Raw genomic sequence first — 20,057 nt, 5'->3', positions numbered from 1 at the left:
ATGGGATGGCAAAAACGCATAGATACGGCGCTGATCGCACGCCGTGAGCAAGATGCTTATCGCTCACGTATTGTTAATCAGGGCGGTGGGCGTTGGTTGACGCAGCAAGGACAGCGCTACCTGAATTTCTCCAGCAATGACTATCTGGGCTTAAGCCAGCATCCAGCCATTATTGAGGCCTGGCAAACCGGTGCAACGCGCGATGGCGTGGGCAGCGGTGGTTCAGGACATGTCACAGGGTATACTGATGCGCATGCGGTGTTGGAGGGTGAAGTGGCGCAATGGCTGGGTTACCCGCGTGCGCTGCTGTTTGTCTCCGGTTATGCTGCGAATCAAGCGGTGGTTGCCGCCCTGATGCAGGGACAAGATCGCATTCTGGCGGACAAGCTCAGCCATGCGTCATTACTGGAAGCTGCCGCCCAGTCACCGGCCACTCTGCGGCGCTTTGCGCATAATCAGCCGGCAGCGCTGCAACGCCTGTTGGGATGGGATTGCCCGGGCGAAACCCTTGCCGTCACGGAAGGTATTTTCAGTATGGACGGTGACAGCGCATCGCTGGGGGCACTGCATGCGTTGACGCAGGCGCACGGCGCCTGTCTGATGGTGGATGATGCACACGGGATAGGCGTGTGCGGCCAGCAGGGCCGTGGCAGTTGCTGGCAACAGGGGATAAAACCCGAATTGCTGGTCGTGACGTTCGGCAAGGCGTTTGGCGTGAGCGGAGCTGCACTGTTGTGCAGCGAATCGGTGGCCGACTATTTCTTGCAGTTTGCCCGTCATCTGATCTACAGCACCAGCATGCCACCGGCCCAGGCTTGCGCATTACGCGCGGCGTTGTCCTGTATTCAGCAGGGTGACGCGCTACGTGACAGGCTAGGCCGCCATATTGCTCAGTTTCGCGCCGGAGTTGGTGATTTGCCTTTTACCTTGATGCCGTCCCACAGTGCCATTCAACCGTTGATTGTCGGCGACAATGCTGCCGCGTTGCGTGTGGCGCAGCGTCTGCGTGAACAGGGACTCTGGGTCAGTGCGATGCGCCCGCCCACCGTGCCGCCCTGTAGTGCGCGGCTGCGTATTACGCTGACTGCCAGCCACACGGATTATGACATCGCCTGTCTGCTTGCCGCTTTGCACTCGGTGGCGTATGAGCAAGGAGAGGGTGTCAATGAGTAATGAATGGCATAACAAGCGGGCCATTGCGCAGGCTTTTGGTCGTGCGGCACAGCGCTACACCCGATTTGCCGAACTGCAACGCACCAGCGGTGAGCATCTGATGACCTTGGCGCTACCGCTTGCTGGACAGCGGATACTGTATGCTGGCTGGGCTGCGGCACCGGCCATTTCAGTCAACGCTGGCGCGCGCTGGGTAAACAGGTGATCGCCTTGGATCTTTCTGCTGGCATGTTGCAACAGGCTGTGGCTGAACACAGTGCAGATGCCTACGTACAAGGGGATATTGAACATTTGCCGTTAGCGGATGCCAGCATCGATCTTTGCTTCAGCAATCTGGCGGTGCAATGGTGCGAAGATCTGCCGCGTGCGATTGCGGCCTGTTATCGGGCAACGCGTCCCGGCACGTGGTGGTGTTTTCTACGCTGGTTGAAGGTTCCCTCGGCGAACTGGCGCAAGCATGGCTGAGCTTGGATGGATCAAAACGCGTCAATGATTTTTTGCCGTTGGCACAAATCGCCGATGCCTGTCGCCCTTATCGTCATCGGCTCTACCAGCACACGATGAGCTACTGCTTTGCGACCGTAAGCGATGTGATGCACTCGTTGAAAGGGATTGGCGCCACCTGGCTACATGGCGATCGTTCGCGCGGTTTGCTTACCCGGCGGCGGTTACAAGCGCTGGCGCAGGTTTATCCTGCTGCACCGGGCGGCTTTCCCCTCAGTTATCATTTGGTTTATGGAATTATTTATCGTGACTAAACGTTGGTTTATTACCGGAACAGACACAGAAGTGGGCAAAACCATCGCCAGCGGCGCATTGCTATAGACTGCTGCACGGGCAGGGTATCGCTGTGCGGGCTATAAGCCGGTAGCTTCCGGTGCAGAGATGACCACACAGGGCATTCGTAATGAAGATGCTTGCCATCTGCAAGCGTGCAGCAGCGTGTCGCTTACTTACGATGAGGTCAATCCGTTGGTGTTTATTGAGCCAACCTCGCCGCATATCGTGAGCCGGGTTGAGCAGCAGCCCATCGATTTCGAGGTGATGTCGCGCGGTCTGGCGGCCTTGACCGAAAAGGCTGATTGGGTGCTGGTGGAAGGCGCGGGGGGCTGGTTCACGCCACTGACTGTGCAGCAGACGTATGCCGACTGGGTACAGCACGAGCAATTGCCGGTGATTCTGGTGGTAGGAATCAAATTGAGCTCCATCAATCACGCGTTACTGACGGCTAAGGCCGTTACGCAGGCAGGATTGACGCTGGCGTGGTGGATTGCTAACGATATTCAACCGACCGGACGCTGGCATCAAGACTATCTGGAGACGCTGCAACGTCAGCGCCGCTGCTCGGCGAAATTCCCTACGTCAATGCACCCTATAGGCAGGATTTGAGCACGTATCTGGATATTGGATTGCTGCCAGTGTGACACGTTATTGTCTGAAACAAAAAATACGGCGTTAACCTTCTTACTGATATATAACCATCTGACAATAATGTGCGTTCATTCGTTAAGTGTTTTTTATCAGATAAGGGAATTATGATGGCTAGCATAAGTACATTATACAATATTACAGCATGTGCCGCTGGTGAGGGAAATCAGGATGAGATAAATAAGGCTGTATCTCCTAAGGGATTGCTGGAATATATTATTAATTTTTTCACTTTTGGCGGTGTACGAAGGGATAATAAGGAGTTATATCGTCAGATTGATAATAATATTATGCGGCTCATAAACTCCCCAGAAGCCATGAATGAATGTTCAAAAACAGGGGTTATTACTCTGGATGACATTCACGGTAATAAAGTGACCTTTACCCTACCGGGTAATAATAATGAGAACGGTATGGTCACCGTGACAGTCAGTAAAGGTAAAAATATGGCAACAGGGGAGATTCCTGGTGATAAGTTTAAATTTCCAGTTACAACGCAGTGGAAACAGGATCCGGACGCGTTAAACACCATTGATAAAGACAATGTAATTGACATTGAGTCTGATGATGATAGTGATGATTATTATTATGATTATAACTATCATCGTTATGATGGCGATGTCTCTAATCATTTTAAAACGCTTTGTGTGTCTAATACAAGGTTTGCCGATCTCGATAGTGATATAGTTAAAAATATGTACTTACAAGATATTGAAGCTGAGATGAGCGATATCATTCGGGAAGGCGGGATTTTTTCTTAATCGAGTCAGGATGGCGCTGACCTAGCCATTCTGACTTGCCTGATTCTATTCAATAGCATATTGAGAGCCTATCATTGATGCGATCGCGAGTAGTGCGTAGAAACTGGAGCGTACACCGAGTGCGCGAGGATTTCTAGCACTGTGCAGACGGGTCGCGTCAATTACGCCTATCTGGGATAGGCTCTTGGTTGATAGTGTTGAACACTATTTCTTCGTAAAATTTTCCCCATGCCTGCCACTCTATTCTCAGTTGGCGTCTCTTGCTTCGACTCGCCAGTTTGTGCGCCAAGACGATTTTTTTGTGCAAAATGTTTAAAAGCCATGCATAAGTGAAATCCTTGCAAAAACGCTAAAAAAATTCTGATTTCCCTCAGCCCCATAACGATAAGATATTTCACTAAAGCAGCAGGCATGCGGGCTTGTGGGAGTTATCCACTACTTCTGTGGATAACCATGTGCATTAGGTTTAGAAAAACGATGGCAAGCGAGAATTGGCGCGGGTTTTGGTTGAGTTGATGTGATTCTCTGTTTTTTGTTTAATTGATATAAATCAGTCAGTTAATTAAAATCAAGTCTCGGTTTATCTCCGACTGATGGTTGCATGTTTTACAGCACATGTCTAACCACTTTGTTAAGACAAATACGCATTCTGGGGATAAATAGCACATTTTTAACTGGATAAATGCGTAACGCTGTGTTAGCGCTTTTTGCGCTCGCTTTCCTCTTTCCAATGCCCTACGCTGGCCGATGATTTACTCCGCGCATCATTTTCGCCAACAAATGGCTGGATGCTGTTTTTATATGGGTCTTCCCCTATCATGGTGGGAGACTTATAACAACATGTTTAACCTGCCGTAATGGAACATCACTGCCACCTTAAAGCGTTCTTTGTTCCGGTATCCTCTGGACTTGATCCGCAGCAGCCTTATCTTGCTGTTTAGTGACTCTGCATTACCGTTTGATACCCTGTGTTTCATGGCATTCAGGATCCCGTACAGTCGTTTACGTAACGTCCGGGCGGCGCTGCTTAGTAGCGGGACACCAACGTCTTTTGCCATCCCTATCCATTCCAGCCACAGACGCCTGCTGTGTTCGTCATACCGGCGGTTCCAGAGTTCCCGGGCCAGCGCCTTCATTGCCCAGCAACGGCTGGTATCAGGCAGAACCATCTGCGCTGCTTCCAGTCTTTCTGCTATTCGACCATGACGTTTATGGCGACCGTACAACCACAGATAACGGGAACGATGTGCACTTTTTCGTGCCGGTAACGGGATGGTTTTCATCTCCAACTGTCGTGTTTTATCTACGACGGCACAGAGCATTTTCGCTACATGGAAGTGGTCGAACGCGATCTTCTCCACCGCGTTAGGCAGATGGAGCCGCGCTGCGCTTATATAGGATAGATTCATGTCCATCGACAGGGTTTTAATGGATTCAATCTGGCGGTCACCCAGACTCCGGAGATAGCCAGCAAGACTTTCAACTCCGCGATCATCTTTGAGTTCCAATGCCTGTCCTTGGGTATCAGAGATAACGGTGACGTACTGATGCCCCTTTTTGAAAGCGACCTCATCAACACAGAGATGACGTGCGGCCTGAGGTGTTTTTCGACGGGCCAGTCCACGCTTAACCGCCCGTTGCATAATATTATCGACAGCATTCCAGCTCAGCCTCAGCTGTTTCCTGACGGCATCCACGGTGCTGATTTTCAGCCATGAGATAACGAACGACTCGAACAACAGCGTATACCGGCTACCGGGGCCGGCCCATGGAACAGACAGCGTCTGGTAGCCATGCTCCGGGCACATAATACGGGGTACATCAGCTTCGACTATTGTCGCGAACTGACAGGTATCGAGATGGCGCCATTTACGATGTCGGTGATCGTGAATAGGACAAGATTTCCCGCAGGTTGGACAGGTTAACTGAGTGTTTTTCGCAATCTCAACTGTAACGGTAACAGAACCGGCATTTTCATCGAGAGAAAGAGACTTTACCTGCCACGGAATAGACAGGTTGAGGATATGAGCGTAGAGAGACTTTTCGTCCATGGTGGTGACCTCTGGCGATTTAATACGCCATTATCATGCCTTCAGCCACCACAACAAGGGAAGACCCTTATGCATACAGTATAAATACCTCATTACATTAATGAGGATCTCGCCATGAAAGTTGAAGTCACGATCGCCAAAGAGAAGAAGTTACCCAACGGTGCCGTTGAAGCGCTACAAAAGGAGTTTGGTCGTAGACTGGAAGCCAGATATCCCGATTGTCAGTTAACAGTACGCAGAGCGTGAAGTGATGGATTGACAGTATTTGGTGGGGATCGGGATGAAGTGAGCGAGATGCTACAGGAAACGTGGGAATCAGCAGACGATTGGTTTCATTGATATGAATGAAGCGTCCGACATTACCACCGGGCGCTATCATTTCAATTCGCCACGGTGTTGCAGTAAACATTACTGTGTGTGCGTTAAGCCGGTAGAACATAGGGGAGGAAATTATAATAATAACGCTGACCGTCAATAACCCACTCCTACTAAACATGAATCTCAGTTCCTGCATAGCTTGCTGGTAGTTTAGGCGCGTCAGCGAATGATTTATTAGCAATACCATAGACATTATCTACTCTGCCGACGCCTAAAATATTAATTTGCTCATCGACAGGAGTTGTTGGTGTCCATACAGAGCCGGACTGCACGCCTGATGTTGAGGTCTGAATAATGTTTCGGTTTGCATAAAAAAATCTTGCAACACTTGATGTAACAGAGACCGTATGTTGAGCCTGATCGCTCAGTAGGAGAAAGGCATAAAATCCCCCCTGAGCTCCCGAATACCCATTACTATAGTATAAGGGGGTATAACCCTGCGGGGTATTTGCCCCTACGCGAGACATTGAACCAATAACCCACACTACATCAATCACGCCAGAGGTTCCGGCGTCTATAGGCCCGCCTGGATATACTTTTTTAAATACCCCACCATCATTCACCCACATTGCCTGCACATTTTTAAATGTGTCGTCATGCTTCATTTTTAATGAGTTGACAGGGGCAAAAGTGCCCCCTGATTTGCGAAATAACGGCATTGTTATGACTCCACCTGATACCAAATGTGCCTTCCGCGTACGCACTGGCACCGCTCGTGGAGGCCTCAGTCGATACCGTGTACCCCAACCCCATGTTATCGCGCAAGCGCTTTATTTGGCGCATCTGCCAGATTCTGCGATTTATCCAGATAGTTATCGCCGGATTTGCCCCATGCACCAAACACAACAGGATTTGCACTCACATAAACACAGTAACGGTGATAAACATCTGTGTTGTTGTAGGGGTAGAAGACCTGACGAATCCCCGTACCCGTTGTTTTAATGACATCCAACATGCCAGCCAGTGCTATAGGATAGTTACGTGCCACTGTTGCGTTGCTCGTTAGTGACTGGAACTTATGCCCCAACGCAACCACGGTATTTAGGTTTTCAGTACCGAGAGTGGTATCTGCCTGAGGAACGGCACCAACATCAGATGCAGTAAGAGCATCTTTTGTCGCTAGCGATTTTAGCCCCAAATTAGTACGTGCTTCCTTTTGCGCAGCAGCACCTTCTCCCCCTATTTCAGATAGTTTTTCGCTAATCTGGAGATATTTTTCGACGACAACCTTCGGCGTAACCGTGACCTGCTGTGATGCAGTAATGCCAGAGTAACGGCCCGTCACGCTGGTCGTAGCCGTCCCTGCCCCTACACCCGTTACAATACGCCGACAATGCTAGCAATCTGTGCATCGCTGCTAGCATAGTCTGCTGGTTCTGTGTAGTTTGCCGGATTGAATGTCACAGCGATATTAATATGTGCCATCCACCTGTATGTTTGGTATTGCTTCAATAGCAATATTGGTCAGATAGATATGCTGATCAAACGTTACCAGTGTCGTTAGTCCGGTACTGATGGATGCGATTACCGATTGACTGCCTGTTCGCCCTGCGATTGCTGTATAGCGCCCTGTTGCGTCAATAGAACCCAACGAGGCATCACTGACAGACCATGAAACAGGGTATTCTACGCCGAAATTAGACGGCAAAACCTGCCCTGAAAACTGCACGAATGTACCTGCGTTAACAGTCGCAGGTCGCGGTGTGACAATGACCGCAGGTGGAACTGGTACGCCGGGTTTCGAATCGGCCTTATCTGTTTTAATGATGAACATCGTTGCAACGTTGCAGGGGCGCGTTTCTGTTGATGTTCTCGCAACATTTCCGGCTTTGAACTCGACAGCCAGACCGCCGTCCTGCGAGTCCCAACCGCCACTTCGCCCGCCGACAATTCTAAACAGTTTCCCGTCCACCCATCCCCAGTCATCGATAACAAACTCGCCCTGAATTTCTTGTAGTGCATCATCCTGTAGACTATTAATTTCACGGTTTGAATCAGGATCAACGAGAGAACCATTTGCCCAGCCACGCGGGAATCGCCCTCTATAATCCGGTAACTGTCCTGATAGAAACATTATGGCCAGTTTATGGTTTTCAGTTACATCAAACTGCTGACCGTTTAATTCCAGCCACCCATCTGGTGGCGTTTCTGACGGCCACATAATGATTGCGCCGATCGGCAACAAATACGGCGTCAACGCGGTTTTTAGTTGCTCATCGAGATAACTTGCTCCATTGTGCAAGCTGCGTGGGGTGATTAGGGAGTGGCTATCTTTTCCGTCGATGGCATCCTGCTCAGTCGCTTCTCGTTGGATGTAAGGTTGCCATACATCATTGTTTGTGCCGGGCACAAATTTATTATCATTGATTAATGAAAGGTACAGCGCCACGCCATGATATACCACCGCTCTATTATAGTACGACACTATATTCTCCCACTGGGGATAGCCATAATTTCTATAATGGTTAATAATAGATGTTATTTTCTCAATTATTTTACTTATCTGCTCATCATCATTCACATCTAGAGTTAATCCTGCGTTTTCTACAATAGCAACCAATTCACGCTGGACAGTATTGAACCATTCCGCATAACCATTGGTAAATTCACCCTTCTCATCAGCTGAATTCGTAATAGTTCCAATCTTACGCATATGAAAATTACTCCAAAAATAAAAAAACCGCATTTAAGCGTCCGATCAACGATAGCTCAATAGATCAGGGGATTTGATAGGCGAGTTTGTAGTTACCCGCCGCTACCGTGCGGAATGTCACGCTGTTGGTACGCCAGAGAATTTCTACTTCAGCGGGCGTCTGAAGCTTCCAACTCGACACCTCATTAACATTCAAGGCCAGGCGATCGATTGTCGCTACATCCGTAGCAGGGTCTGTTATTTCCAGTGCAAATGAAAATGCCAGATAATCCGGCACGCTATTGTTAGATGCGAAAAGCAGCGTCCATTGTGCAGCAGTGATGCCTCCGAGCTCTGCCGGCGTCATACCATCAGAGATAAGTTTCGTTGCCCCTGCCGTATCTGCTGTCAGCGCACCAAGATCAACCCATTGGCCACTACGCCATACTAACCAGTTAACTAAATCGCGGGTAACGGCAACACGTAATGCGCCATTGTTAGTTTGAGTGGTGGTTAATGTCGCTGAATTGATTTTTGCCCACGACACTGCCGACGTTAAATGCTGTTGTATCGCTATTTGGTGTGATGGCGTGTATCTGGTATTACACCTGAGTCGTTTATTTGATATCAGAGTAACAGGCGGGGTCCAGGCAGGGGCTATGGTACCAACATTGCCCGTTGCAGAAACACCACTTGATTCAATTTTCTCCGCAGTTAAAGCACCCGTAATTTCAGTGAGCGCCCCATTCAAAATACTGTAGTTCTTCCCGCCATGATTAATGACAAACTTTCCGATAGGAGAAAATAGGTTGAGTTCTCCCACGGTCAGCCAGGGTTGACTACCGTTTTTCGCCGTTATCAAAAGTCTGTATGACCTGTATGCCACGACTTGCCCTATCTCAAAATGACGCACCGCGCTGGCTGTGTTATTTGTGTCATTAGAAACCGAGTGCAGATTAATCCATGTGGTGCCGCCATCATCGCTCCCCTGAAACGTCCATGAGCGCGGGTTACCCAACTCATGTTGTCCTCGATTGACAATCTGATAGTGATCTATCGCCACTGCCGAAGGGAGATCTATTCTTAGCCAGTACGGGTTGCCCACGCTCGGTAACCACGCTCCATCCGTACTCCAGCAATCCGGGCGTGAAGTTCCTGCGTTATTTTTCCCATCAAACGCAACCCAGGGCGCATATGAATTATCGGAAACAGCATAATTTGACGCGCTGGCAACATAGCCAAGGGGAGTAGAGTTTGATGTCATCGCGGGTACAATAGACTCAGTGATCACTGAAATGTTTATCTTCGAGCCATCTGCTTTTATTTCTGATGAATAAAAATCACCATTGCTCGACAGTTCATATATTCCGCCGTTAAATGTTCTCAATACCCCATCGAAAATAACGGCATTTGTTACGTTATAGCCCTGTTCACTTGATGTAGCGAAGTCATCAACAACATAAGTCTGATTTGTTGCGCCAGCGTCTTCTTTCAGCGCATAGGCGGTGAGATTAAAAGCACTCTGAGGGCTGAAGCTGAATACGTGATCCTGCCCCACCGTCGCACCCGGTCGATCAACGACAATATAACCCGTGCCACTACCACTCCCGCCCCCTGAACTTATGATCATCTTGCCGGTGATTGGGTTCTGTCCCAGCGTAATACCGGAACCAGCCACTAACGAACCGATGATCAGCAGTTGCGCCTGCTGTGTGAAATCTGAAATATCAGCCGTTGTGTGCGTATGAACCGCCGCCGCCCCCATTTGCGCGGGTGTCGGTGCAAGATTTCCAGAGCCGAGCAACGAGTTACCGAACAGCGATCGGATGTTGCTACCTGACTCTAACGCAGTCTGTTTCGCATTCCACGCCGTTTTTTCCGCTGGCGTGGCAAACTTACGCGTTGCCGTCTCCGTGATTTTGTCTGCATCATAATCGCCGTTTTGCGCCACCACTGCGCCAGTGCGGCCATATACGGAAGAAACCCAGGAGACTGTAGCTGACTGCCCCTGCACCCAGTTTGCGGCCACCGCCGGATTATCACCACCATTGAGATAAAACAGCGTGTCAATGTCCACCTGAGCACAGATCGTGAGGTTTGCCGACGATGATAGCGCCAGTCGCGCGGCCTGATTTGCAACGACGACATAACGTGATGCCAGCGTTTGCAGCATAGCTGCCGGGATTTTGCCTGCGGCGTCGAGTTGCAGCCATCCGTTAGACTGGTTCGCTAGTGTGCGCTGAACGTAGCGCGCATCACCGCGCGTTTCGTCAAGATACTGAGAATGCGGATCGAGCGCGGTTAAATGCGCCGTCATCAGTGCGTCAGCCGTTCCTGCTGCGTCAGCTCCAATGTCAGTGTATGTAACAACAACGTTGCCCGTTTTGCCGTTCACCGACAGCACCAGGCGTGTTGACAGACTCAATAGTTTGTCACGTAACCATTGCGTACGATTGGCAAGCGCCTGAGCTTGCCAGTTTGCCGGATTGATGTCTGCTCCGTCATATCCCAGTACAGGTGTTTCTGTTGTCAGTAATTTAACCGCTGGGGAGAATTCCGAATTTTCAGTTATGTCCGGCAGATCGTTGATATTGGGTATTTCAACCTGTTCTGACATTCTCAACCTCTATAAGTCACTCGCCCGTCAAATTTGACGACGCCATTAAAAAAATGTTTGTGGCAACTCGATTGCTCTGAACGTTTTCCCATTCACATAACGGCGTTAATACTTGCGCGCGCCATGACGCTGAACTGATCGCCAACACTCGGTCTTGTGCTAAATTGGCCGTCATCGTCAGTCACCAGGTACTCTGTAACTGTCGATTTGTCGGGTAGCGTGTAAATCAGTGTGATATCAGTATCTGAAACAATGATCCCGGCGTTCGCCGTCAGCGCACCAGATAACACACCATCGGCAAGCGTGAGGGTTAATTTCAGATTCGTGTAAATTTTGATACCGTCGCCGTGCCAGAAAGGGGCGCGGAAATTTGCATAGTGCTGGCCGAAGCCAAAAGGCTTGTATGTGAGGACGCGAACATCTCTCATGCCCACACCTTGAGGGCGAGGCAATAGGTCATATTCCTAAACTAATTTTTGAGTACCAATATCAACATTGTGCGCGAACCAGATCAGGCGCATTGTCATGTCCTGCCCGTCCAGCAGTCGTGTATTCTCTTCAAGAATGTAATCGGCCACTTCCTTAGATCTCATCGATAGTGGCGGTTCCATTATTTTTAAAGATTTTCGCTTTAATCATTCGGCGAAACAGGACGTCGTTAACGGGTGCAGGTTGACATGCAGGATAGAACGTCCCTATCGGTCGCGTTTGGTATCCAACGATGCGCCCGCAGATATCAAGCTGTTCCCCTTCAGCGGTGTTGATGTCCAGCATGCGTTGAATTTTGTCTGCCTGCGCCTCAATGCTTGATTGAGCGATATTCGGCAGTATTTTCAACCACTCAATTAATTTCGGGGCGTTTTTGTATTGTCAATAAGCGCGGCTTAACACTTTTTTCTGGTGGTCATACATAGGCCACCTCGATATTGTCTACGCTGAACACGCTGGGCTGGTTAAACCAGATATCGACCTGCGAATTACCCACTGACGCCGCTGACGTTCCGACACCAATTGAATAAACAAAACCGTTTCCGGCCACTGTGTAGTTAACAGGTGTAAATAGCCGCCCCGCCCCCGCGTCCTCGCCGATGCGAAATCCCGTTTTTGCAAACCAGGTTGTTTGCTCAAACCCGATACTCGAATACTCAACGATAGAGCGTTTTATTTCGTCACCATCAAACCGCAGATCGCTGGAAATACTGACGCGAACAAAAACGGGAATAAACTCAGGCCGGAAGAACGTAGCATTAAATGGATTGCCGCCAGGCGTCAGCGTATCGATACTGACTTTATTGGGAATACTGGTGTTATAGCTATTCAATCCACAGCCAGGGTTTTCCATTTCGCCATGGTAGCCACAATATCTGCAGTCGCGCCGCCATCGATGAAAATAGCCATAGAGTGCCCATCAACACCATTTTCATCCGGTCCGGACTCGGGATTCTCATAAATGCGGACCTGTTTCACTCCGTCTAAATTGACCAAGGCTGCATAAAGATTGTCGATCTGGTTATTGCCAGGGAATGCGACCGACTCGTAACGCCGAACACGGAAAGCGTTGTTTGACTCTTCATCCCTGCCCAGTGAAGCCGGATTCACGTTGGTAACAGCGGTGATACCACCGATCGGTGTAGCAATAATTGACATGTTATTGCTGTTCCCCGCCTGACTGCCAACTGCTGTACAGGTAACATTGACGATTGCAATTCCGCTATTATTTGTCGCTACAGTGGTGTCGGTTGCCCACAACGTATTAGTAATCCGGTTTCGCACCAGTGTGCCGGCCGGAATTTCAACCAGCGGCGTGCCGGTGAATGTCACAGTTGCAGTAGAAAAAGTGGCATCAAGACGGGTTATACCTGCGAACGCCGCTATGTGATCGAGCTGCTGCCCAATTGCTGCGTTCGGATCGGCTGAATGGTAGGCACTTATGATCGCCTCATCCAGATTCGCCAGTGTTTCGCACCACGCGGCAATAACGAGCCCATCCGGCGATTCGGGGTTAATGTTCCAGCCATCGTCAATATCCAGATAGCGCTGGCGCATCACTGTGAGATAGCTGTTCAGTGTCTGCCCCGCTGCGCCATCTTTGGTAATGTCAGCCATCAGATAATTTCCTCATCAAATAGCAGTTCAAACTGTTCATTATTGATGTCCACCAGCGCGGCGTAAATCGTGATTTTTCGCGTGACTTGGTCGATATTGAACTCAAACCGAGTAAGGCCAATTACTCCCGGAGAGGTCAGGATACGTTGCTTGATATTGGCGGCGGCAATATCCACCTGCGTTTTTCCGAGGATGCTCTGAAACCACGGCGTGCCGTCAGCAGCATTGAGAAAATATTCACCGAAAAATAGCCGGAATCTTCGGATTACCCCCTGCCGTGTCGCTTCCTTTCCGGCCACAAAGTGATCGCCGTGCGTGACAATATCGCCGCCTGCAAAGTTACGGATCATGATTAGCGTCAAATAAAAAAACCCGGCACCTTGGCCGGGTATAGCTCAGAACTTACAGATTACAGCGGGCCGTCGGTGTTGCCGTCGCCGCGCGCCACGCCGCTGTGGGTATGCGTCTCAAATTCCACATTGCCAACGGACAGCGAGCCCTGCGTTACCTGCGTGCGCTCGTTCAGCGTCGTGTTACCGCTATGCTTCACGCCATCCTGCGTCACCGTCAGTGATACGCCGCCACATGTCAGGGTTATGCCGTCATCGGTCAGGTGAATCCGCACAGAGCCGTCACGATTGCTCATGCCCATACCTGAGGTGGGAAGATCAGGTATGGCGGTTTTCAGTGATCGATAACCCGGTGAGAAAAACGCATCACTGGCACTGAACATTCCGGGGCCTGTTGGCGGTACAGGTCCCACCATATCGAGCCACGCATCAACAGATCGCTGGCTGAAGTGAATATATCCCTCAGTACCCACTGGTAACTCATGGAACAGCACCCAATCAGCAGAGCCGGAGAATCGCACAGGGACGTTAATCAACACAGATAAGGTCTCAATCGTACCATCAGGCATTCTTCGTTGAATGCCGCATTCAATCTGAGCACGTTGTTTCCTTGGGTCGTATGCCACAACATGGCCGGGCATTCCAACCATCAAATCCCCGATCATGTTCATACTGGCAGATTGGATGGCAGAAAATAGCTGGTTTGTGCTTTTCATTATGCTGCACTCCACTGGCACCGGAATGTGGTGCGCCAGTCATCATTCCAGAAATCACCCTGATGCGTTGTCGACAGCACCCGAAAAGACCCGGTGCGGCGTTGAATATTCGATGTGTCATTTAGTCCGGTGTTGTACATGCCGCTATAGTTAATTGTCCAAAAATCAGAACGGATTTTTATCAAATCGCCAGGCTGGATTATGTGGTTAAGGCGGACATCGACTTCCAGATCCTTCTGGTACCAACGCGGGTAACTTTCCATGCCATTATCGGAGTTAAGTTCATAGGTTGTGGGACGGGTAGCGCCATCACGAATAAGCGTCGTTTTAGTTTCCGACAATAGCCAGTCACAGCGCCACGCCGCTTTCATCGCATTTAGAAAATTCCTGCTCGATGTGTGGGGCAGCGTATAGCCATGGTTAAACATTGGCAGGTCGGAGAAGTCACCAACGGTTTCGATCGGTGGACCGAACGATCGCACCACATCTTGCAGTATTTCTATTGCCTGCGTTTTCTCGCCCCACGTCTTACCGATAGTGGCGTCAGACCAAACCTCAGTCCAGCAGTTGAGGCGAAGATAAACACTCACACCATCGCGCCCGACCTCAACGCTATTTATCTGCCCGGTAAATATTTCCCCATATGATTCCTCATATTCGGCAGTCAGGCGAACAGTGCCGAAACGCTGGCGTGCTTTATCAAACTTCTGTATTAGTTGTCTGTACTGATCCGACACGCCGTAGATCATTATCATGCCTGTGGCCACTTGGTTCTCAGGCATGTTGGTGATCAGGAATTTGACCTGCGTTGGTGACTCACCCCTTAATTTATTCCCCTCCGCTGAGGTCACCTCCAGGTTATACGTTCTCCCGAATAATCTAGTCATTTGGGTACCACCGCAGGTTGTTTGTGACTCCGAGGTTTTCCATTGTCGGTGTTTCGCCATACAGCACCAATCTACCGATGTCGGTATTCAGCCCCGCTAATAAATTGACGCCAACGTGTAGGCCTCGTCCCAACGTGATCGGATTACCCGTTGCATCACGAATATCTACGACAAAATAACTGTACCGCGTGAGCCATCGCACATTGAATCGTAACTTTGCATCATTGAGGGTTGAATTGAACGAGAAATCAGCCAGGCCGCGCGTAAGTGGGATAACTTTCATTGCGGCGTTACCTCTCCTAAATGGATGTTCGCCTGCCCCTGAGTGGCGGCAGTATCATTTTTTGGCAGGTTGCGATTTATGGTGGACGCAGTATCATCGCGATTTTTTATCAGTAACTTTCGCATTTCGACAACGATCTCCTGCCCGCCCTCATTCTGTTTGTTTTTCTGAACTCGCGTGGTGGTGGTGATCATATCGTCATAAGCTGTGCTGGTACTGATAACAGTCAGGGTCTTGTTATAGCGCTGTAGTGTTCTGATTTGTACCAATGCGGTTTCCGATCGTTTTCGTCCTGATGAGGCAAAAGATAGCCCCGCAGATGCAGCCAGCCCAGCCAACGCAGCAGCGCCACCACCAAGCATGGAGCCGACAGCACCAACAGCGACACCCGTACCAATCCCCGCAATTCCTGAAAGTTCTCCCGTTTCTGCCATCAGCGCCTTTACTGGGTTATCTGAAATAGCCACAGTCATCGTTACTGTCATGGGGCGAGTTACAGCGTTATCGTTCGCTGTTTGCCCTGTTTCCAGCGGATACTCGCTAACATCCGTACGCAGTTCGCTAGACTCCTCCAGTATTGCATCAAAAAAAAATCCCGCCGATTTCTGGGCGGGACTTATCAAACACTCCGACGATTGACATAATTACCGCCCGTTTTGATTGAATGACTTTTCCAAAGATGCAGCAGCGTCAGCTACTACATCCTCAGCCACGCCGCGCACCTGTTGCGCATCTAGCCCTAATCCAGGCATATTAAAGTTGTTGTTCTGCGTGACCTGTGTTGGTCTTGATGATTCCGAACGACTATATGTATGGTTGTATGGCGCAGCGCTGCGCTGATGGCTGTAATCCGACAGGTAATACGATTCCATTTCAGCCTGGCTGCGTTTAGGTTGCGCATACGGTGATGATGGCAATGATGCCCATACACCGCCAAGATTGTTCGTTGCGGTCATGAAATCGCCGCCCAATACACTATCCAACTGCCCTGCACACTGAATCAGCCACAATGCTGCTAAATCTTGGTTACGCGGAGAAAAATCATTTAGCCCCAGCGCAGCCGCAGCCTCATCCCATGATGTCTGTGTGAACTGATAACGACCTGCAGCAGATGTCTTATTCCACGTTCCATCACTTTGCTGAAACCCTTTTAACTGCCGAGGATGGTCGGATAGGCTGGCAACTTGCCCACCACCAAACATCGTGTGATAACCGGAGTTCATATAACCGCTGGTACCCTCGGCGCGGGATATCGCATCGAGGTAGGATCGTGCGTTGGGGTTATCAAGCGCCTGGTGTAATGCATTAGCCTGAGATGCACTGTTAATCGCTAAATTCCTTGCTTTCAGGCGTTTCAATTCCGACATTTCAGCGCCGTGGCTCTGAATGCCGCCGTACTGTTCGCCGTTCCATGCCGCTTTCGCGCGGTTATACACCCCATACCCCGCAGCACCAGTTACATAGAGCCCGCCAGCAGAAACCAGCTTAGACGCAATCCCCCCCCCCTTCGGGCCGGGAGAGTTTGGTCGTAAGAAACGACTCAATACACCGCCCCCAGCAGCAACACCGGCGGCACCAATCATTGTGCTGGCAATTTCAGGGTTTTCATGAATAAATTTATTGATAGATTCGAGAAATTAATTAACTATCGGCAATAATTTCCCACCCATTGAGATGGCAAGATTCTCAAAATTACGCGACAACTTCGCCATTTCATCGTTAAAATCCTGCGCGACCTTCGCTAATTTTGGATCTATTTCCGGCGTCATGGCATTTGACATGTTCATGCTTTCACGAAAGAACTTACCGCCATATTCCCCGAGGCGAGCTATATCGTCGTTTGCTGAAATTCCAACACCTGACCGCAAATAAGGGCGCTCATACTGATTCACTGAACCATAGGCGTTTAAAAAATATTCAGTAGCAGCATCATTACCCTAAGTTTTCAAAATCCTAGACATTTCGGATGGCTTAAATTTTGGACTGATGTATGCATCGCCGGATAACTGCCTTAAATAATGGCGACGAACAATATCAGGGATCAGTTGTGCCAATCGCTGTCCTGACGCTACGGGATTAGTAGATCCAATGCGTCGCATAGCAAACTCAAGCCCACGAATTTGTTGAACGGTAAAGCCCGTAATATCAGAAAGTCTCTTTAGCTCATTGTATGAGGACGCCACACCTTGTGTCAGCGCCTTGAAACCCAATCCAACACCAGCAGCGGCAGCGGCAGCGAGTTGCAGCATTCCATCAGTAACACCCTTTATAGCGTCAGCACCTTTCTGAAATGATTTAGCATCAGTTTCCAACCCAAGCGAAACCAGCAGGGAATCGATTGTTCCTGCATTTTCAGCCATAATATTTCAACCTCATTTGTTTTTTTACAAAGGAATGATTATGAAGAAGATAGTCATCTCGATGGTTGCTTTAGGATTTCAGGGATCAGCGTTAGCCTACCCATACGCCACAACATGCAGTGTTGAACACATAATTTTTAAAACTCACAATGGAATATCCTATCCAGAAGTAGAGAAAAGCACAGCTAAGCTCGTTGTGTACAAAGATGAGGATATTAAACATGTTGAAGTTAGGGGTTTAGTGATAAAGGGAGTCCCTACAACCCTTGAATCACCACCTCTTTCCGAATTTTTTCATAATAATGGATTTAGAGAATGGAGCTACCTCAGCGATAGAAAACAATTCATATATCACTACACATCAAATTGGTTATATGTTGAATTTGGGGAAAACTTAAAAAAACAAAGAAAAAACAAATACAACTGATAGGTTTTTAATAAGGAATTGCCAATAAAAAACCACCTAATGGCGAAGTCTGCGTAATGGTCAGCCATATCCCCACATAAGAAAAAAACAAAAAAATAAGAAAATAGTTGACACGTAATCTTATTTTATTATAATTAACTTATACCAAAACAGTATGGCTCTTTAAAAACTGAGGGATTATGGTTCAGGTTAGTTGGTCAAAACGAGCGTTAAAACAACTCGGAACGATTGACACCAGATACCGGAAGCGCATCAAGGATAAAGTGGGTGAGTTAGCCGACTTTCCCAATGTAACAATGGATCTGAAAAAACTCGAATCATCTGGCAAGCAATACAGGTTAAGGGTCGGCGATTATCGCATCATCTTTGAGTTAATCGACGGCACACCGCAAGTTTGCGAGATACTCGAGGTCAAGCGTAGAACATCAACAACATAATAAGGTGGGGAAACCCGCCACTATCCTCAGATTAAAGAGACTTTAGACAAACAAAATTATTTACTGGAGAGACTATGAGCGTGCAGGTTATACACGACAAAAACGGCGTGCCTGAATATGCCGTGGTTCCATACGAACTGTATAAACGCCTGATTGCCAATTCAGACGATGACGCGCTTTACGAGAGCTTGCCTTACACATCCAATAACGATGATGACGTTACCATTCCTCACGAAGTGGTCAGCATTCATATCGATCAGGATGTGAGCATACAGGCGGCGTGGAGAATACACAGAGGACTATCACAGCAGGATGTTGCAAGCGCGCTTGACATGACTCAAGCTGCCGTTTCTCAGCTTGAGTCACCAGATTCAAGGCCACAAAAACGCACCAGAATCAAATTGGCTGAACTGTATAAATGCACCCCAGAACAGCTAGTATTGTGAATTAGCCCGGTTCGCCGGGCCTACCCTTTGGCTTTTTCTCTGGCACGCTCCACACTATCGATAGCCGACTCAATTACAGCATGCATAGTTTGCACATCATCAATCGTGTACGTACCATCAATCATATCTGACCACGCTGCCAGCGGCGGACAGGCATAGCCAGCCCCCAAGCATGGGCGCCAGAGGAACCAGTCTATACCGCTGTCGTCTCGTTCGTCGCTGTCGCGCTTACGCCGTTTTCGCTCCCTGCGCTGAGCTGCCAAAAAGGGCCGATATTCTCCTTGAGCACGCAGCCCAACAATAACAGGTAGTTTTGCACCTGATCTTAAAACAGGTTTTCAGCGACCGGAATATTGTCAGCACCGCGCAAAATATTGCTGTTTTTGATGCACAGTTCCTTTAGGCGATTCAGCGACAATACATCCATGCTGGCCAGCGCTACCGCCAGCCCCATATCTGATGCAGTCTCACCCAGCGCAGGGAGCACACCGTTTTTGGTGGCGATTTGTAGCATTTCGAGTTGGTCTTTTGCTGACGGCGTAGCGCCTGTGTACATCACACCATCAACTTCAATTTCAATACGACGCCCCATTATTAGGTTTCCTCACTGTCTGCAAATTCGAAAATAAACGATTCGTCCGATACGCTAGTTTTACCACCGCGTGTCATAGAGCCACGATTTACCAGGATGCCGTCAAAACCCAGCACAGTTTCGGCGGTACCGGTTTGAAAAAAAACTGAATGTGGCATCCACACCCGTTTTTTCTACCGCGAGAATATGGCGCACCTGGTCAGAACTGGGGATCAGATTGATGGTCAGGCGCTTCGGTCGTGTCTGGCTGTCCAGTCGTACAGACGTTTTCCCAATGCCGCGTTTTAACGTGGTGCGCGGCTCCAAATCCTCGATTGTGATCGGCGGATCGGTATCACCGAAGTCATCAATAGGGATGCCGAATACCGTCAGGTTGGCGCCGTCGGCACCATACCGTTTCATTGTCATTGTGG

The 20,057-nt window shown here is 49.1% G+C and carries 25 protein-coding genes and 3 pseudogenes; 8 read left to right on the top strand and 20 right to left on the bottom strand.

The annotated features are described in order from the left end of the window. From bioF to JZM30_RS06870, 4 genes and pseudogenes are all read left to right on the top strand, one after another. Positions 1-1,173, top strand: a complete 1,173-nt coding sequence (gene bioF / locus JZM30_RS06885; protein WP_252318135.1) for an 8-amino-7-oxononanoate synthase — start codon at positions 1-3, stop codon at positions 1,171-1,173. Beyond that, a pseudogene (gene bioC / locus JZM30_RS06880) lies at positions 1,166-1,931 on the top strand (malonyl-ACP O-methyltransferase BioC). The gene bioF and the pseudogene bioC overlap by 8 nt, the downstream one beginning before the upstream one ends. After that, positions 1,924-2,597: pseudogene (gene bioD / locus JZM30_RS06875) on the top strand (dethiobiotin synthase). The pseudogenes bioC and bioD overlap by 8 nt, the downstream one beginning before the upstream one ends. A 111-nt stretch (positions 2,598-2,708) precedes the next feature. After that, entirely contained in the window at positions 2,709-3,362 is a 654-nt protein-coding gene (locus JZM30_RS06870) for a hypothetical protein (RefSeq protein WP_252318134.1), read from the top strand. A gap of 830 nt (positions 3,363-4,192) precedes the next feature. Here JZM30_RS06870 and JZM30_RS06865 read toward each other — a convergent pair. Beyond that, the gene (locus tag JZM30_RS06865) at positions 4,193-5,413 is read right to left on the bottom strand and encodes an ISL3 family transposase (RefSeq protein ID WP_252317149.1); all 1,221 of its coding nucleotides are present in this window, start codon (positions 5,411-5,413) and stop codon (positions 4,193-4,195) included. Between the two features lie 114 nt (positions 5,414-5,527). Between JZM30_RS06865 and JZM30_RS06860 the strand changes: the two are divergent. Then, positions 5,528-5,752 (top strand): annotated as a pseudogene (locus JZM30_RS06860) (DinI-like family protein). A 149-nt stretch (positions 5,753-5,901) separates the two neighbouring features. Here the strand turns inward: JZM30_RS06860 and JZM30_RS06855 are convergent. From JZM30_RS06855 to JZM30_RS06785, 16 genes are all read right to left on the bottom strand, one after another. Beyond that, positions 5,902-6,450, bottom strand: coding sequence for a hypothetical protein (locus JZM30_RS06855; RefSeq protein ID WP_252318133.1), 549 nt, complete (start codon positions 6,448-6,450; stop codon positions 5,902-5,904). 95 nt (positions 6,451-6,545) lie between these two features. Beyond that, positions 6,546-7,076, bottom strand: a complete 531-nt coding sequence (locus JZM30_RS06850) for a pyocin knob domain-containing protein (RefSeq protein WP_252318131.1) — start codon at positions 7,074-7,076, stop codon at positions 6,546-6,548. Between the two features lie 126 nt (positions 7,077-7,202). Then, a complete protein-coding gene (locus JZM30_RS06845) occupies positions 7,203-8,444 on the bottom strand; it encodes a tail fiber protein (RefSeq protein WP_252318130.1) in 1,242 nt (413 codons plus the stop codon). Positions 8,445-8,508: 64 nt separating this feature from the next. Then, a complete protein-coding gene (locus JZM30_RS06840) occupies positions 8,509-11,040 on the bottom strand; it encodes a discoidin domain-containing protein (RefSeq protein ID WP_252318129.1) in 2,532 nt (843 codons plus the stop codon). A 92-nt stretch (positions 11,041-11,132) separates the two neighbouring features. After that, positions 11,133-11,468 carry a hypothetical protein gene (locus JZM30_RS06835; protein ID WP_252318127.1) on the bottom strand — a complete coding sequence of 112 codons (336 nt, stop codon included), beginning with the start codon at positions 11,466-11,468 and terminating at the stop codon, positions 11,133-11,135. Between the two features lie 154 nt (positions 11,469-11,622). After that, positions 11,623-11,877 (bottom strand): baseplate wedge 1 family protein, encoded by a 255-nt coding sequence (locus JZM30_RS06830; RefSeq protein WP_252318125.1) that lies wholly within the window; start codon positions 11,875-11,877, stop codon positions 11,623-11,625. Between the two features lie 67 nt (positions 11,878-11,944). After that, entirely contained in the window at positions 11,945-12,361 is a 417-nt protein-coding gene (locus JZM30_RS06825; protein WP_252318123.1) for a hypothetical protein, read from the bottom strand. Further along, positions 12,358-13,146, bottom strand: coding sequence for a baseplate J/gp47 family protein (locus JZM30_RS06820; RefSeq protein ID WP_252318122.1), 789 nt, complete (start codon positions 13,144-13,146; stop codon positions 12,358-12,360). Before JZM30_RS06820 ends, JZM30_RS06825 begins: the two co-directional genes overlap by 4 nt. Further along, positions 13,146-13,508, bottom strand: coding sequence for a contractile injection system sheath initiator (locus JZM30_RS06815; protein ID WP_252318120.1), 363 nt, complete (start codon positions 13,506-13,508; stop codon positions 13,146-13,148). Before JZM30_RS06815 ends, JZM30_RS06820 begins: the two co-directional genes overlap by 1 nt. A gap of 47 nt (positions 13,509-13,555) precedes the next feature. Further along, complete coding sequence (locus tag JZM30_RS06810; protein ID WP_252318118.1) at positions 13,556-14,212, bottom strand: Gp138 family membrane-puncturing spike protein; 657 nt, start codon at positions 14,210-14,212, stop codon at positions 13,556-13,558. Further along, on the bottom strand, positions 14,212-15,099 hold the full coding sequence (locus tag JZM30_RS06805; RefSeq protein ID WP_438801476.1) for a phage protein: 888 nt from the start codon (positions 15,097-15,099) through the stop codon (positions 14,212-14,214). The genes JZM30_RS06810 and JZM30_RS06805 overlap by 1 nt, the downstream gene beginning before the upstream one ends. After that, on the bottom strand, positions 15,092-15,382 hold the full coding sequence (locus JZM30_RS24640) for a phage baseplate plug family protein (protein WP_438801475.1): 291 nt from the start codon (positions 15,380-15,382) through the stop codon (positions 15,092-15,094). The genes JZM30_RS06805 and JZM30_RS24640 overlap by 8 nt, the downstream gene beginning before the upstream one ends. Beyond that, positions 15,379-16,005, bottom strand: a complete 627-nt coding sequence (locus JZM30_RS06800) for a phage baseplate protein (RefSeq protein WP_368858836.1) — start codon at positions 16,003-16,005, stop codon at positions 15,379-15,381. Before JZM30_RS06800 ends, JZM30_RS24640 begins: the two co-directional genes overlap by 4 nt. 21 nt (positions 16,006-16,026) lie before the next feature. Then, positions 16,027-16,965, bottom strand: a complete 939-nt coding sequence (locus JZM30_RS06795) for a glycoside hydrolase family 24 protein (protein ID WP_252318114.1) — start codon at positions 16,963-16,965, stop codon at positions 16,027-16,029. 54 nt (positions 16,966-17,019) lie between these two features. Continuing rightward, positions 17,020-17,274 carry a hypothetical protein gene (locus JZM30_RS06790; RefSeq protein WP_252318113.1) on the bottom strand — a complete coding sequence of 85 codons (255 nt, stop codon included), beginning with the start codon at positions 17,272-17,274 and terminating at the stop codon, positions 17,020-17,022. A gap of 45 nt (positions 17,275-17,319) precedes the next feature. Beyond that, a complete protein-coding gene (locus JZM30_RS06785; RefSeq protein WP_252318111.1) occupies positions 17,320-17,742 on the bottom strand; it encodes a hypothetical protein in 423 nt (140 codons plus the stop codon). 40 nt (positions 17,743-17,782) lie between these two features. Here JZM30_RS06785 and JZM30_RS06780 point away from each other — a divergent pair, with 40 nt between their 5' ends. From JZM30_RS06780 to JZM30_RS06770, 3 genes are all read left to right on the top strand, one after another. After that, positions 17,783-18,169, top strand: a complete 387-nt coding sequence (locus JZM30_RS06780) for a hypothetical protein (RefSeq protein ID WP_252318109.1) — start codon at positions 17,783-17,785, stop codon at positions 18,167-18,169. A gap of 179 nt (positions 18,170-18,348) precedes the next feature. Then, complete coding sequence (locus tag JZM30_RS06775; protein WP_252318108.1) at positions 18,349-18,606, top strand: type II toxin-antitoxin system RelE family toxin; 258 nt, start codon at positions 18,349-18,351, stop codon at positions 18,604-18,606. Positions 18,607-18,680: 74 nt separating this feature from the next. Continuing rightward, a complete protein-coding gene (locus JZM30_RS06770) occupies positions 18,681-19,052 on the top strand; it encodes a helix-turn-helix domain-containing protein (RefSeq protein WP_252318106.1) in 372 nt (123 codons plus the stop codon). 20 nt (positions 19,053-19,072) lie between these two features. Here JZM30_RS06770 and JZM30_RS06765 read toward each other — a convergent pair whose 3' ends face one another. From JZM30_RS06765 to JZM30_RS06755, 3 genes are all read right to left on the bottom strand, one after another. Then, a complete protein-coding gene (locus JZM30_RS06765; RefSeq protein WP_252318104.1) occupies positions 19,073-19,315 on the bottom strand; it encodes a hypothetical protein in 243 nt (80 codons plus the stop codon). A 62-nt stretch (positions 19,316-19,377) separates the two neighbouring features. Next, on the bottom strand, positions 19,378-19,644 hold the full coding sequence (locus JZM30_RS06760; protein ID WP_252318103.1) for a hypothetical protein: 267 nt from the start codon (positions 19,642-19,644) through the stop codon (positions 19,378-19,380). Positions 19,645-19,746: 102 nt separating this feature from the next. Beyond that, on the bottom strand, positions 19,747-20,052 hold the full coding sequence (locus JZM30_RS06755) for a hypothetical protein (protein WP_252318102.1): 306 nt from the start codon (positions 20,050-20,052) through the stop codon (positions 19,747-19,749). Positions 20,053-20,057 lie beyond the last annotated feature (5 nt).

Source organism: Candidatus Symbiopectobacterium endolongispinus (assembly GCF_018777385.1).
Lineage (GTDB): Bacteria > Pseudomonadota > Gammaproteobacteria > Enterobacterales > Enterobacteriaceae > Symbiopectobacterium > Symbiopectobacterium endolongispinus.
This window is presented reverse-complemented; position numbering and strand designations above follow the sequence as displayed.